General features: G+C 65.2%; 15 protein-coding genes. 3 read left to right on the top strand and 12 right to left on the bottom strand.

All coding sequences use genetic code 11. The features are described from left to right. Nucleotides 1-303 precede the first annotated feature (303 nt). Nucleotides 304-864, top strand: a complete 561-nt coding sequence (locus tag MJ205_RS19050) for a DUF1439 domain-containing protein (RefSeq protein WP_239809891.1) — start codon at nucleotides 304-306, stop codon at nucleotides 862-864. Between the two features lie 86 nt (nucleotides 865-950). Then, on the top strand, nucleotides 951-1,646 hold the full coding sequence (locus MJ205_RS19055) for a glutathione S-transferase N-terminal domain-containing protein (RefSeq protein WP_239809892.1): 696 nt from the start codon (nucleotides 951-953) through the stop codon (nucleotides 1,644-1,646). 214 nt (nucleotides 1,647-1,860) lie between these two features. On the opposite strand, the gene MJ205_RS19060 is transcribed toward MJ205_RS19055, so the two are convergent. From MJ205_RS19060 to MJ205_RS19100, 9 genes are all read right to left on the bottom strand, one after another. After that, nucleotides 1,861-2,217 carry a RidA family protein gene (locus MJ205_RS19060; RefSeq protein ID WP_230780068.1) on the bottom strand — a complete coding sequence of 119 codons (357 nt, stop codon included), beginning with the start codon at nucleotides 2,215-2,217 and terminating at the stop codon, nucleotides 1,861-1,863. A 36-nt stretch (nucleotides 2,218-2,253) separates the two neighbouring features. Then, nucleotides 2,254-3,393: an NAD(P)/FAD-dependent oxidoreductase gene (locus MJ205_RS19065; protein WP_239809893.1), complete on the bottom strand. Its 1,140-nt coding sequence runs from the start codon at nucleotides 3,391-3,393 to the stop codon at nucleotides 2,254-2,256. Nucleotide 3,394: 1 nt separating this feature from the next. Further along, on the bottom strand, nucleotides 3,395-4,792 hold the full coding sequence (locus MJ205_RS19070; RefSeq protein ID WP_239809894.1) for an FAD/NAD(P)-dependent oxidoreductase: 1,398 nt from the start codon (nucleotides 4,790-4,792) through the stop codon (nucleotides 3,395-3,397). After that, nucleotides 4,785-5,126 (bottom strand): 2Fe-2S iron-sulfur cluster-binding protein, encoded by a 342-nt coding sequence (locus tag MJ205_RS19075; RefSeq protein ID WP_239809895.1) that lies wholly within the window; start codon nucleotides 5,124-5,126, stop codon nucleotides 4,785-4,787. The genes MJ205_RS19070 and MJ205_RS19075 overlap by 8 nt, the downstream gene beginning before the upstream one ends. Beyond that, nucleotides 5,116-6,258, bottom strand: coding sequence for an NAD(P)/FAD-dependent oxidoreductase (locus MJ205_RS19080; RefSeq protein ID WP_239809896.1), 1,143 nt, complete (start codon nucleotides 6,256-6,258; stop codon nucleotides 5,116-5,118). Before MJ205_RS19080 ends, MJ205_RS19075 begins: the two co-directional genes overlap by 11 nt. A 9-nt stretch (nucleotides 6,259-6,267) precedes the next feature. Then, a complete protein-coding gene (locus MJ205_RS19085) occupies nucleotides 6,268-7,062 on the bottom strand; it encodes an ABC transporter permease (RefSeq protein ID WP_230780082.1) in 795 nt (264 codons plus the stop codon). 3 nt (nucleotides 7,063-7,065) lie between these two features. Continuing rightward, on the bottom strand, nucleotides 7,066-7,896 hold the full coding sequence (locus tag MJ205_RS19090; protein ID WP_239812799.1) for an ABC transporter permease: 831 nt from the start codon (nucleotides 7,894-7,896) through the stop codon (nucleotides 7,066-7,068). Between the two features lie 25 nt (nucleotides 7,897-7,921). Continuing rightward, on the bottom strand, nucleotides 7,922-8,974 hold the full coding sequence (locus MJ205_RS19095) for an ABC transporter ATP-binding protein (protein ID WP_239809897.1): 1,053 nt from the start codon (nucleotides 8,972-8,974) through the stop codon (nucleotides 7,922-7,924). Between the two features lie 111 nt (nucleotides 8,975-9,085). Next, complete coding sequence (locus MJ205_RS19100) at nucleotides 9,086-10,120, bottom strand: ABC transporter substrate-binding protein (protein WP_239809898.1); 1,035 nt, start codon at nucleotides 10,118-10,120, stop codon at nucleotides 9,086-9,088. A gap of 219 nt (nucleotides 10,121-10,339) precedes the next feature. Here MJ205_RS19100 and MJ205_RS19105 point away from each other — a divergent pair, with 219 nt between their 5' ends. Next, nucleotides 10,340-11,260 (top strand): LysR substrate-binding domain-containing protein, encoded by a 921-nt coding sequence (locus tag MJ205_RS19105; RefSeq protein ID WP_021028161.1) that lies wholly within the window; start codon nucleotides 10,340-10,342, stop codon nucleotides 11,258-11,260. Between the two features lie 162 nt (nucleotides 11,261-11,422). On the opposite strand, the gene MJ205_RS19110 is transcribed toward MJ205_RS19105, so the two are convergent. The 3 genes from MJ205_RS19110 to MJ205_RS19120 are packed head-to-tail and all read right to left on the bottom strand — an operon-like array spanning nucleotide 11,423 to nucleotide 14,185. Continuing rightward, entirely contained in the window at nucleotides 11,423-12,394 is a 972-nt protein-coding gene (locus tag MJ205_RS19110) for a Bug family tripartite tricarboxylate transporter substrate binding protein (RefSeq protein ID WP_239809899.1), read from the bottom strand. 22 nt (nucleotides 12,395-12,416) lie between these two features. Next, complete coding sequence (locus tag MJ205_RS19115) at nucleotides 12,417-12,803, bottom strand: AtuA-related protein (protein WP_239809900.1); 387 nt, start codon at nucleotides 12,801-12,803, stop codon at nucleotides 12,417-12,419. Then, on the bottom strand, nucleotides 12,800-14,185 hold the full coding sequence (locus MJ205_RS19120) for an acyclic terpene utilization AtuA family protein (RefSeq protein ID WP_239809901.1): 1,386 nt from the start codon (nucleotides 14,183-14,185) through the stop codon (nucleotides 12,800-12,802). The genes MJ205_RS19115 and MJ205_RS19120 overlap by 4 nt, the downstream gene beginning before the upstream one ends. Between the last annotated feature and the right edge of the window lie 47 nt (nucleotides 14,186-14,232).

The following is a 14,232-nucleotide window of genomic DNA, read 5'->3' on the forward strand; positions in this document are numbered from 1 at the left end:
TCGAGCCGGAAGGCAGGACGATGGCGCACCCGCGTGCGCCATCGTCCGCAGCCGGAAAGCCTGCGAATTCTCACACGAAAATTACATCGACTCACGCGCACGCAGACTGCGAAAAGTGGGCATTTACCCCAATAAAACAAGGAGATGGGAATTAATCAAAGCTTATTGTTCGTGCAACACACAATGTTATGCAAGCTGCGCAACAATGCGATCCCTGTGGGTGGGAAAATCCAGCCCAGCGCCCGGCCTCCGATAGGTACGATGCGCTCCACCCGACCTCTGCCAATACGCTTTCCACTCCCTATGCGCCGCCGCCTTTTTCTGGCCTCCAGCCTGCTCGCCGCCAGCCTGCTGGCCGCCTGCTCCCTGCTTGCCCCTCCGAGCTACACGCTGTCTGCCGCCGAGCTGCAGACGATTGTGGCCAAGTCCTTCCCCCGCTCCTATCCGTTGCTCGGCCTGTTGCAGCTTGATGTGCAGGCGCCCAGCCTGCAGCTGCTGCCCGAGACCAACCGCATCCAGGCGACGATGCGCGCCGAGATGTCGGGCAAGGTGCTGCCCCACCGGCTCGATGGCACGATGGTGCTGGACTTTGCACTGCGCTACTCGCCCGCCGACCACAGCCTGCGCGCCACCCAGGTGCAGGTCCAGTCGCTGCAGATGAACGGCCTGCCCGAGGCCATGGAAGCGATGCTGCATGCCTATGCGCCCCGCGCAGCCGAGCATGCGATGGAGGATGTGGTCGTGCACACCTTGCGCCAGGAAGACCTCGACCGGCTGGACAAGGCGGCCGATCTGCCTGCCACCTTCCAGGTCACCGCCGAAGGCCTGCGCATCGAATTTGTGAAGCCCCAGGACGCGAAGTAGGCCGACAGGTCCGCGCACAATCTGCTTTATGCTGCTGGCAGGGCGCACACCTGCCAACCGCCTGCCTATCGTCTGGAGATTCCCCCATGAGCACCCTTGCCGATTTCAGTATCACCCGCAAATGGCCGGCCACCCGGCCCGACCTGCTGCAGCTGTATTCGCTGCCCACGCCCAATGGCGTCAAAGTCTCCATCCTGCTCGAAGAGCTGGGCATGCCCTATGAAGTGCACAAGATCAGCTTCGAGAGCAGCGACCAGACCTCGCCCGAGTTTGTCGGCACCTTCCCGAACAACAAGATTCCGGCCATCATCGACCCCAACGGCCCGGGCGGCCAGGCGATTGCACTGTTCGAGTCCGGTGCCATCATGATTTACCTGGCCGAGAAGACCGGCATGTTCCTGCCGCAGGACCCGGTGCTGCGCTACGAGACGCTGCAGTGGCTGATGTTCCAGATGGGCGGCATCGGCCCGATGTTTGGCCAGGTCGGTTTCTTCAACATCTTTGCCGGCAAGGATTTTGAGGACAAGCGCCCGCTGACCCGCTATGTGGACGAATCCAAGCGCCTGCTGACCGTGCTGAACAAGCACCTGGCGGGCAAGGAATGGGTGGCCGGCGATACCTACACGATTGCCGATATGGCCATCTTCCCCTGGATCCGCAACATGATCGTGCGCTACAACGCCGAGGCCCTGATCGGCTGGGGCCAGTACCCCGAAGTCAGCCGCGTGCTCAGCCACTGGCTGCAGCGTCCGGCCGTGCAGCGCGGTTTGCTGATCCCCTGATCTGCTTTGTTTTTAAGCAAAAAAATGCCAGCCCGAGGGCTGGCATTTTGCTGTGTGGCAGCCAGGAGGCGCTCACACAGCCCAGCAAACCGAAGGTTTGCGGTTGAGACTAGGCGCCCCCGACGAGGCGCCAAGCCGCAGGCAGTACAGTAGTACGACAAGGCTTGGCGCGGCCGGCCAGGCAACGACGTATCAAGGGCTGTGTTAGCGACTCTTAGACGGCTGCGCTCACGATGATCTCGACCAGCAGTTCCGGGCGGGCCAGCTTGGCTTCGCAGGTCGCGCGGGTGGGCATGTTGGCCTTGTCGGCCCATTCGCCCCAGACCTGGTTCATGCCGGCGAAGTCCTTGTCGATGTCCTTGAGCCAGATCTGCACGGTCAGCAGGCGCGACTTGCTGGTGCCGGCTTGCTGCAGGTAGCCGTCGATCTTGGCCAGCACGTCGCGGGTCTGGGCGCCAATGTCGCCCGAGATATCGCCCGCAGTCACGCCCGCCACATAGACCACGCCGCCGTGCACAACGATGCGGCTGAGGCGTTCATTGCTGTCGATACGTTGGATGTCGTTGCTCATCATTTACTCCCTGAGATAAAAATACGACCGCTGCAGCTAGGCAGTAGCAAAGCGGTCCACACGAAACGCCGAAATCGGCAAGGTGCTGGTGCCCTGGGTCACCAGCTCGGCCACAATGCAGCCGGTAATCGGACTGAGCTCAAAGCCATGGGCAGAGAAGCCAAAGGCGTGCACGAGGTTATCAGCCCCGGCACTCGGGCTGATGACCGGAATCTCGTCGGGCATGAAGCCCTCGATACCGGTCCAGGCCCGTGCAATGCTCACATCGCGCAGATGCGGGAACAGGTCGATCACCGTCTGCGCGCTCTTGGGCATGCGGTTGAGGTCGACCATCGCATGGCGCTGGCTGGCATCGGCCTCGCAGCGCAGGCCGCCACCAATCACCACCGTGCCATTGTCGAACTGCTTGAACGACAGCGGCCGGCCCATCGCGCCCAGCACGGGTTTGACGAAAGGGGCCACACGCTGGGTCACCATCAGCATCAGGCCGCCCGCCACCATCGGTACCGGGTCGCCCACCTGCGCGGCAAAATCGGCCGCCCAGGCGCCCGCCGTGTTGACCAGCCAGGGCGCATGGAACGCGCCCTGCGCGGTGCTGGCCTGCCACATGCCGCTTTGGTGGTCCACCCGCAGCACCGGCGCCTGCTCGGCGATCTGCACGCCCCGTTTTTCTGCCGCCAGGCGGTAGGCCGTGGCCACCTTGTAAGGCAGCGCATAGCCATCGCGGTCGGCCCAGATGCCGCCCACCACATGGGGCGAGATGCTGGGCACCAGCTCGCGCACCTGCTGCTGGTCCACCCATTGCTCGTGGAAAAAGCCCAGGCCGTTGAGCATGGCCACGCGTGCCTTGGCCTTGATGGCATCGGCCTCGTTCTCGGCCACCTGCAGCTGGCCCGAGGGCACAAAACCACCGTCGCTGCCGATGATGTCGGCCAGACCATGCCAGAGCTGCTCACGCGCGGCCAAAGCCAGCGGAATCTCGGCCACATGGCGGCCCAGGGTGCGCACGCCACCGGCATTGACGCCGGAGGCATGGCGGCCGCAGTACTCGGCCTCCAGCAGGCGCACGCGCAAACCTGCCTTGGCCAGCTGGAAGGCGCTGGAGAGGCCTTGCAGGCCGCCCCCGATCACCAGCACATCGCTGCTGCCCGATGCCGGGCTGGCTATGCCGCCCATGTCACACGCCTGCGGCCAGCTGGGCCAGCGACAGCGACTTGAGGGGCGGACGGATGCGGTAGTAGCCCACGTCCTGCGGCGAGAGCTTCGCTTCCCTGGCGATGATTTCGGTCACCGTCAAACCGCATTGGCGGCCCTGGCAGGGGCCCATGCCGCAGCGGCTGAAGGACTTGGTCTGGTTCGGGCCCACACAGCCCAGCTGCACCTGCTCGCGGATCGCGCCGGCGGTCACCTCTTCGCAGCGGCAGACCACGACCTCGTCGGCCGGGATGCGGAACTCGTCCTTGGGCCGGTACTGCTGGTTCAGGAAGGGGCGGATGCGCAGGTGCTGCGCAATCTGGGCGCGCTGCTGGGCACCGTCTTCGCTCGCACCAAAGCCCAGGCTGTTGGCCACGGCTATGCCGGCCAACGCACCCTGCAGCTCGGCCACCAGCGCGCCGCCAATGCCGGCGCCGTCACCGGCGATATAGATGCCGGGCAGGCTGGTCTGGCCCCAGCCATCGAGCACGGGCACCCAGCACAGCTGTTCATCGTCCCAGCGGTGCTCGGCCCGCAAGGACCAGGACACCTGGGTGTTGGGCACCACGCCCTGGTGCAGCAGCACCAGCTCGCAGTCGATCTGCTGGGCGCGGCCGGCGCTGGTAAAGCCCACCTGCCGCACCGCGTCATCCCCGTCGATGCGCAAGCCACCCACATCCTTGAAGAAGGGAATGCCGGCCGACTTGATCTCGCGCAGCAGGCCCAGGCCCTTGCGCACATAGCCCCAGCCGGCCAGCAGCGACGAGGCATGGCGGATCGCCAAACGCCAGTCGGTGCCCGCCGAGGTGTCGAGCACCGCGCGGATGTCCACACCGGCGCGCAGGTACTGCGCCGCCAGCAGATAGAGCAAGGGGCCGCAGCCGGCCAGCACCACCGGCACCTGGGGCACGACGGCGGCGTTCTTCAGCAGGATCTGGCCGGCGCCGGCGGTCATCACGCCGGGCAGGGTCCAGCCCGGCACCGGGAAGGGCCGCTCCATCGCACCGGTGGCGATCACCAGCGACCGGGTCTCGATGCGGATGGTGCGGTCATTGCGCAGCACATGCACGGTCTTGTCGGGGTCGATCTGCCAGACCGATGCGCCCGCCCAGTGCGCCAGGCCACTGGCGCGGACCTGCCCGGCCAGCGATTTGCCGTAGACATAGTCCGCGCCCAGGATGCGCTCGCGCTGGCCATCGGTCTCGGTGATGCTGCGGTAGATCTGGCCGCCCACCTGGGGTTGCTCGTCGAGCAGCAGCACATCCAGGCCGCGCCGCTGGGCCGCCAGCGCGGCGGCCATGCCGGCAGGGCCGGCGCCGATCACGACCAGGTCGCGTACCTGGCCGGGCGCGTCGTTCAAAGGGATAGCGGGGTTAGACATGCTTGGCCTCCTGCGCGTCCAGCAGGCTGGGCGCCGCCTGCATGGTGGTCACTTCCATGCCGTCTGCGGGGGTGATCAGGCACGCCTGCTGGGTGGGCCGGCCATTGACGCCTACCATGCACTCAAAGCACACGCCCATCATGCAGTACGGCGCGCGGGCGCCCTGGCCCACCGGCGAGACGCGCACCGCGGTGATGCCGGCCGCCAACAGGCCAGCGGCCAGGCTGGCGGCCGGCGACATGCGCACCACGGTGCCGTTGACCAGCACCGACACCGTGCCAGCGGCCCCGGCCTGGTGGCCAGGGAGGTATTTGAAAAGGGCTTTAGATGCCATAGGGTTTCACTTCCGTTTCCGGCGTAAATCGGGTTGCCGGGAATGCCTCGATGGCGGCCGGCCGCAGGCCCGTGGCCACCCAGGGGGCGATGCAAAAGACGTGTTGGGCCGCCAGGGTGACGCCGCTGTGGCAGGTCACGGCAAACGCGCCCGGGTGGCTCTCGGACTCCTGGTACATCGGGAAGCCATCGGGCGACATCACCCGCAGCGCGGCCCAGGTACGCACCACGCGGGCGTTGGCCAGCGCCGGGAAGCACTTGACCGCGCGCGCCGCAATCCTGGCGTTCACCGGCACGCGCACCATGTCGTCAAAGCCCAGCTCTTCCATTGAGTCGCCGATCTGCACCGTACCCTCATCGGTCTGGCGCACATAGTTGGTGGGGTGCGGCAAAAAGGGCTGCACCCGCTCGGTGATGAAGACCTGGCCTTTGTTGGGCCGCACCGGCACGAACATGCCCACCATCGCCGACAGCTGTTGCGTGGCATGGCCGGCGGCAATCACGATGCGCGGCGCCTGCCACACATGCGCGCCCGCGCTGACATGGAAGATGCCCCCTTCCTGCCGGATCGCACTGACCTGCATGCGGTTGTGGATGCGTGCGCCGTTGGCGATGTTGGCACTGTAGAGCGCGCGCAGCAGCTTCAAGGGGTTGCAGTGGCCGTCCATCGCCGAGTAGGTGGCGCCCACGACCTCCGGGCCCAGGCCCGGCAGGTGCTGCGCGGCCTCGTCGCGGCTCAGCACCGTCGTGCGGTAGCCGGGGTCGCCCACCTCGGACTCCAGCCACTGGAGCTTGGCCACGCGCTGGGCCATTTCTTCCTCGCTCAGGCAGATGTGCAGGCCGCCGGGCTGCATCAGCTCGACGTCGATGCCGGTCTGCGCCTGCAGCGCATCGCGCAGCGCAGGCCACTGGCGGGCCGAGCCGAAACTCCAGCGGGCGTAGTCCGCCATGCCGTGGCCCTTGCCCTGCACCCAGACCAGGCCGAAATTGCCGCGCGAAGGGCGAATCGTGTCGTCCGCACCATCGAGGACCGTGACCGACAGACCCTGGCGCAGCAGCCCGTAAGCCACGGAACTGCCCACCAGGCCACCGCCGATCACAATGACATCGCTGCTATGTGTGTTGTTGTTCATTGTTGTCTCTCAACCTTTGCCAATCAGGACCTTCTCCAGGCCGACCAGCTTGTCCAGGATGACCATCAGTACCAGCGTGCCAACAATCAGCACGGTGGAGACCGAGGTCACCAGCGGGTCGATGGTCTGCGCGATGTGGTTGTACATGGCCACCGGCAAGGTCATCGTGCCGGGGGTGGCCACGAACACCGTCATGGTCAGCTCGTCAAAGCTCTGGATGAAGGACAGCATCCAGCCGCCGGCGATACCGGCCATCAGCATCGGCACGGTGATGCGCATGAAGACGGTGCTGCGCGATGCGCCCAGCGACAGGCCGGCATGCTCGATCTCGCGGTTCATGCCGGTGGCCGCAGCCAGCACCATGCGCAACGCATAGGGCATGATGCAGATCACATGGGTGAACATGAGCCAGAAGAACGAGCCCGACAGCCCGGCGATGTTGAAAAAGCGCAGGAAGGCTGCACCCAGCACGACGTGGGGGATCATCAGCGGCGACATGAAGAAGGCCATCAGCACCTCGCGGCCGGCAAAGCGGTAGCGGGTGATGGCCAGCGCAGCGGGCACCGCCAGCGCGATGGCGATCGATGCCGACGCCAGGCCCAGCTTGGCCGAGAACCAGAAGGCCGACTTGATCTCGGTCGCGTCGAGGATGGCGCGGAACCAGCGCAAGGACAGGCCATCGGTGGGGAAGGAGATGAAGCCCTTGTCGGTAAAGGCCACCGCCACCACGACGGCCAGCGGCGCCAGGATGAAGGTGATGAACAGCGCGTGGTAGACCAGCGCCAGAGGACTGTTTTTTTGCATGGCTCAACCCTCGAAAACAGCTTTGAAGCGGCGCTCGATCCAGCGATTGCAGCCCACGATGATGACGACATTGGCGACCAGCAGCACCACGGCAATGGCAGCGCCCAGCGGCCAGTTCAGGGTGTTGAGGAACTCGTCGTAGGCGGCCGTGGCCACCACCTTGAGGCGGCGCCCGCCCAGCAGTGCCGGCGTGGCAAAGGCCGATGCCGACAGCGCGAAGACGATGATGCTGCCCGAGAGGATGCCCGGCAGCAGCTGGGGCAGCACCACACGGCGGAACACGGTGCGCGGGCTGGCACCCAGTGAGAGGCCGGCGTTCTCGACCTGGGGGTCGAGCTTTTGCAGCGAGGCCCAGACGGAGATCACCATGAAGGGCACCATCACATGCACCATTGCGATGGTCACGCCGGTCATCGTGAAGGCCAGGCGCAGCGGCTCATCGATGATGTGGAACAGCATCAGCCCCTTGTTGATGAGGCCGTTGTTGCCCATCAGGATGGACCAGCCCAGGGTGCGCACCACCACCGAGATCAGCAGCGGTGCCAGGATGATCAGCAGAAACACACCACGCCAGCGGCCCCGCATGCGGGAGATGATGAGGGTCTCGGGCACCCCCAGCGCCACGCACAGCACGGTGACGATGGCCGACATCAGCGCGGTGCGGCCAAAGATCTCCAGGTAATAACTGTCGCTGAAGATCTCCAGGTAGTTCTTCAGCGAATAGACCTTCTGGATGCCTTCCATGCCATTGAAGACATTCAGCGACAGTATGGCCGTCAATGCCAGCGGCGCCAGCAGCATGGTCACAAAGACCAGCAGACCGGGCCCGGACATGGCCCAGGGTTTCCAGCGGTTCTTGCTATCCACGGCTGGCCTCCTGCTGGGTCAGCACGCGCACATCGTCGGGCGACCAGTTCAGGCCCACCTCATCGCCCTCATGCAACGCAGCGCGGCGCGCATTGGGCAGACTGATGTGGATGTCGCCCAGCGCGGTGCTGACATTGACCACCCACTGGCTGCCCAGGAACAGCAAGGTCTTGATCGTGCCGGGCAGGCCGCCTTCGCCGGCCGGGGCCACCGCGATGCGCTCGGGCCGCAGGTAGACCACGACCGGGCCGCTGTCCACCGGGCTGGGCGCGCCCAGCACCATGTCGGCAATCTTCACGGTCTCGCGGCTTTGGGCCCGGCCTTCGAAGCGGTTGGTCTTGCCCAGGAACACCGAGGCAAAGTCGCAGCTCGGCTTGTCGTAGATGTTCTGCGGCGTATCGACCTGGGCGATCTGGCCGTTGTGCATCACCGCAATGCGGTCGCTCATCGTCATCGCTTCGACCTGGTCATGCGTCACCAGGATGGTGGTGATGCCCAACTGGCGCTGGATGGCGCGCATCTCGACATGCATTTCCTGGCGCAGCTTGGCGTCCAGGTTGGACATGGGTTCGTCCAGCAGCAGCACCTCGGGCTGGATCGCCAACGCACGGGCAATGGCCACACGCTGGCGCTGGCCGCCGGAGAGTTCACGCGGGTAACGGGCACCGAGGCCATGCAGGCGCACCAGCGCCAGCGCGTCCTGGATGCGCTTTTGCATCACGTCACGGCTGAGCTTGCGCATCTCCAGACCGAAGGAGATGTTCTGCTCCACCGTCATGTGGGGGAAGAGCGCATAGCTCTGGAACACCACGCCCATGCCGCGCTGCTCGGGGCGCAGCTGGGTGATGTCCTTGCCGTCGAGCACGATGCGGCCCTGGCTGGGATCCAGAAAGCCGGCAATCATCTGCAACGTGGTCGTCTTGCCGCAGCCCGAAGGGCCGAGCAGCGATACGAACTCACCGCGATGAACGTCCAGGTGGAAGTCCTTGACGGCAACAAAATCCCCGAACCTCTTGGCGAGGCCCTCGATACGTAGAAAACTCATGTGAAACTCCGGGGCCTGCAGCCCGCGTGGGGCGGCGCGGCAGGCCTGTGTATGACTGCTGGCGGGTGAACGCCTATCCCTGACGTCCTGAGTGGGGCCAGGGATGAAGGTTTAACGCTCTACCGTACGGTTCCAGCGGTTGGTCCATTCGGAGCGCTTGACGTTGACGATCTTGTAGTCCACGGTCTTCAACTGGGCGATCTGCTCGGGGCCGTAAGGCACTTGCTTGGCGACCTTGTCGTCGAGCTTGACCTTGCTGTTCATGGGGCCCCAGGCCTGGGTCTCGGCCAGCGCGGTTTGTGCCTCAGGGGTGTAGAGGAACTGCACGAACTTCTGCGCGCCCGCCTTGGGCTGCTTCTTGGCGACAGGGCAGACGGAGGTGAACAGCGCAAACGCGCCTTCCTTGGGGTAGACGAACTTCACCGGGAAGCCGGTATCGGCCAGCGCCTTGACACGGCCGCTGCCCCAGACGCCGATGACGGCATCGCCGTTCTGGAACAGCTCGGTCATCTTGCCCGGCGACGGTTCCCAGGCCAGCACATTCGGGCCCACCTCCTTGATCAGCGCCTGGAAGCCGGGGTCGATGTTGTTGGCGCCGCCACCGTTCATTTCGGCAAACATCAGCAGGGTCTGCAGACCGTAGCCGTTGTTGATCGGCGGGATCACGGTCTTGCTCTTGAACTTCTTGTCCTTGAGGTCGTTCCACGAGCTGGGAGCGGCCCAGCCGGCCTTCTTGAAGGCCTCTTCGTTGTAGAACAGGCCGGTGGCGATGACGCCCAGGTTCAGCGACTTGTTGCCCGCCGTCTTGGCCATCGGGTAGAGGTCGTTGTAGACCGGTGCGGCCTCGATGTCGCCGCAGAAACCGAACTGCACCGCCTGCTCCATCGGGCCGTCGTCCATCAGCGCCACGTCGTACTGCGGGTTGTTCTTTTCGGCCTGCAGTTTGGCGAGGGTGTCGGTGGAGTTGCCGGGCACATAGATGACCTTGTTGCCGGTCAGCTTCTCATAGGCCGGAATGATCTTTTGCTTGAAAGCGGTCTCGGTAGAGCCGCCATAACCACCGACATAAATGTCTTCAGCATGGGCGATGCCAGCGGTGGCAGCAAAGGCTGCGGCCAGGGAGAGAGCCAGACGGGATGCAGTCATCGAAATTACCTCCAGAAAGTAGATGGGAACCAAGTGGAATTCAATCTGTCTGGTAGCCAATGATAGGCATCTGCAGGCAAAATTGAATCGGTGGATTCCTGCTTCAATGCCTTAATGGGATGGAAATTTCTCAATCGATAAGCCATTGAAATAACGACAAAATTAGTAATTTTGTAGACTATTCGATTGCATTAGGCCATTAACTCATGTCTTTACAACATGGATAAGAAGATCACACTTCGCCATCTGGAGGCGTTTCGCGCACTGATGCTGCGCCGCTCGGTCACCGCAGCGGCCCAGTCGCTGGAAGTGACCCAGCCCGTGGTGACACGGCTGATCGCCGAATTCGAGGCGCGCATCGGCATGCCGCTGTTCGAGCGGGTCAAGAGCCGGCTGCAGCCGACGTCGGCTGCGACCTTGCTGCTGGAAGACGTGCACCAGGCCTTGATGGGCATCGAGCGCATCCGCAACATCTCCGAGAACGTGCGCTTTCGGCGTCTGCAGCGGCTGGAGGTGACAGCCGCACCGGCGATGGCGACCTCGTTCCTGCCCAGCGCCATTGCCAAGTTCAGCGCCCAGTTCCCCGAGACCCTGGTCACCTTGCACATGCAGGCCTCGCCGGCCGCACTGGACATGGTGCAGGCCGAGCGCTGCGACATCGGCTTTGTGATGCTCTCGCCCGACCACACCCGCTTCAAGGGGCTGGAGACCCTGGTGATCGGCAAGCTGGTGGTCGCCGTGCCCGCCGGCCACAAGCTGGCCCGCAGAAGCAGCCTGTCACCGGTCGACTTTGTCGATGAACCCCTGGTGTCGCTGCCGACGATGATGGAGACGCGTACCAAGCTCGACAGCCTGTTCCTCGTCAACCGCGTGCAGCGCCGCGTGAACATCGAGACCCAGATCTCGTACGCTGCCATCAAGCTGGTCGAGGCCGGCGCCGGGCTGGCGATCATCGACCCGTTGACCGCCTGCAGCTACCACGGGCCCGATGTGAAGTTTGTGCTGTTCGAGCCCGCCGTGCCCTGCGAATACTCGATGGTGGTCTCCAACCGCCATGCCTCTACCCTGGTGCTCAAGCCCTTCATCGACCTGGCTAAGGCAGAAATCAAACGCATGCTGCCCAAACGCTGGATTCTCTGAGAGCCACTAACACTACCCTTGATACGTCGTTGCCTCGCCGGCCGCGCCCTGCCTTGCCGTACTACCGTACTGTCTGCGGCAGTGCGCCTCGTCGGGGGCGCCAAGCCTTAACCGCAAACCTTCGGTTTGCTGGGCCGGGTTAGTGGCTCTATGAAGCGCGGGTTACTCCGGCGTAATACCTGCCGCCTTGATCACCTGCCCCCATTTGGTGGTCTCGGTCGCCTGGAACTGCGCCAGCTCGGTCTGGCTGGTGGTCCAGGGGTCCGAGCCCGACATCTCGAAGAAGGACTTGGCAGCGGCGCTGCCCACCGCCTGGCCCAGCAATTGGTTGAGCCTGGCGCTGACGGCAGCGGGCACGTTGGCTGGCGCATAGGCGGCAAACCAGTAGCCCATGTCATAGCCCTTCACACCGGCCTCGGCAATCGTCGGCACATCGGGCAGCTGGGCGCTGCGCTTTTGCGTCGAGTAGCCCAGCGCGCGCAGCTTGCCGGCCTTGATCTGCGGCACGCCGGTGGAGACGTCGGTGATCATCAGGTTGATCTGCCCGCCCAGCAGGTCGGTGACGGCCAGCGGATTGCTCTTGTAGGGCACATGCAGGATGTCCACATCGGCCAGCTGCTTGAGCATCTCGCCAGCGACCCGGCTGGACGAGCTGCCGCTGCCAAAGCTGAGCTTGCCCGGGTTGGCCTTGGCATAGGCCAGCAGCTCGCCCACCGATTGGTAAGGCGCATTGGCCGGCACCACCAGCACCTGGCCGCCCTTGCCCAGGCCGGTGATCGGCGTGAAGTCCTTGACCGGGTCATAGGACAGCTTGCGGTAGAGGTGGATATTGGCCGCATGCGTGGTGTTGGTGGTGATCAGCACCGTGTAGCCATCGGCCGGGGCCTTGGCCACCGCCTGCGCCGCAATCATGCCGCTGGCGCCGGCCTTGTTCTCGACAATCACCGGCTGGTGCGTCTGCTCGGTCACCGCCTGGCCCAGCGCACGGGCCAGCTGGTCGGTGGCGCTGCCGGCCGCAAAGGGCACGACAAAGGTGATGGGCTTGGACGGGAAGCTCGCTTGCGCGAAGGCCAGCGGGCTGATGGCCAGGGCCGAGGCACAGGCCAGCAGGTGGCGGCGGGTGGAAAATTTCATCTTTTTGTCTCCGGTTGGTTTCTTATTCCGTGGGGGCTGGGAGGGCCGCATCGGCCGGCCCCACCAGATGGGTCTGCAAATGCAGCGGCAGCATGATCGGCATTTGCAGCACGCGAAAGCACAGGGTCTTGCCATGGCTGTCGAGGTTCAGCGCGTCGTTGACGCCGCCGTCCAGCACCTCGTCGAGCACCAGGTTCATGGCCTGCAGCTGCGGCAGCAGATAGCGCTGCACCTGGCGGGGGTGCCGGTCGGCAAACAGCGCGGCAACGGCGGCCTCGGTGACCTGCGCGCAGAGGACATCCCACAGCGCCGGGTGCCAGGCGATCACGCTGATGTTGGAGCGGTTGCCCTTGTCGCCGGTGCGCCCATGGGCCAGGCGGTACAGCGGGACGGTGACGTGGTCGTTCATGCGGCGGCCTCCTCTTGTGCGGCCCAGACGAAGCCCGTGGCAATCAGTGCCTGGGGCACCAGGCAGGAGACCATGCCCAGGCGCTGGCGCATATGGCTGCGCACGCCGCCGCCACCGGCGGGCCCGCAGCAGTACAGCGCATTGATCTCGCGCGGCAGGCGGGCAGCAGTGGCCTTGTCGGCATGCTGCCAGGCCATGCGCAGGCGCACATCGGGCGATGCGGCCGACAGGTCGGCGCCCGCCAGCCAGTCGCTGGCATCGTTGCCCCAGACGCTGGTGACACCGATCAGGTCGCTGCGCAGCGGCGCAATGCCCCGCAGGCGCTGGGCCACGGTCTGCGCGGCCAGCCGCGCACGCTCGGCCGCACGCGGGCCGGCGTAGGAAATCTCGGCCTCGGCAAACCAGCCCGAGGCATAGCAGGCGTTGACCTTGAGTGCCTCCGGGCGCGGATGGCCGACGACGCCCTCCAGCCGCACGCGGTTCTCGCCCTCGGCCCACACCCGGGCCTGGCTGATGTCGGCCACCACATCGGGGGTCAGGTAACTGCGAGGGTCGTGGATCTCATAGAGCAGCTGCTCCTTGACGGTGGCGGTGGTGATGCAGCCGCCGGTGCCCCCGGGCTTGAAGATGCTGCAGTGGCCGCTGTCGTCGATCTCGGCGATCGGGTAGCCCAGCTGGTCCATGCCGGGCACGTCCTTGTAGCCGGGGTCGGCAAAATAGCCGCCGCTGACCTGGGTGCCGCATTCCAGCAGGTGCCCAGCCATCGTCGCGCGGGCCAGGCGGTCCCAGTCGTCCCAGGCCCAGCCAAAATGCGCCATTGCCGGGCCCAGCACCAGTGAAGGATCGGCCACGCGGCCACAGACCACAATATCGGCGCCCGCCTGCAAGGCCTCAGCAATCGGCCGCGCGCCAATATAGGCATTGGCGCTGACCAGCGGCTGCTCTGGCATTTGCGCACCCAGGGCCTGGGCCAACATGGGCCGGTGGGCCGGGCCGCTCAGGTCATCGCCCTGCACCACGGCAATACGGGGCGCGCGCAGGCCCAGGCTGCGGGCCAGCGCGGCAATGGCGCGGGCAGCGCCCTGCGGGTTGGCGGCGCCAAAATTGCTGACGATACGGATGCGGTGCGCCAGGCAATCGGCCAGCACCGGGCGCAGCAGCTCCAGCAGCAGCGGCTCATAGCCGGCATCGGGGTCATCGCGCCGGGCGAGCTGGGCCAGCGCCAAGGTGCGCTCGGCCAGGGTTTCAAAAATCAGAAACGCGGGTTGCTGCAACGCGATCAGCGCCTGCACCACCGGCGCTGCCGCATCCACCCGGTCCCCCGAAAAACCGGCTGCGCAGCCAATCAGCATCGGCGCACTCGGTGTCTTGTCTGTCTGCATAGCATCTCCTGCAGGCCACTATAGAAAATAGGCTCTATGTTGTGAAA

Source organism: Comamonas sp. B21-038, from assembly GCF_022387135.1.
Taxonomy (GTDB): domain Bacteria; phylum Pseudomonadota; class Gammaproteobacteria; order Burkholderiales; family Burkholderiaceae_C; genus Comamonas; species Comamonas sediminis.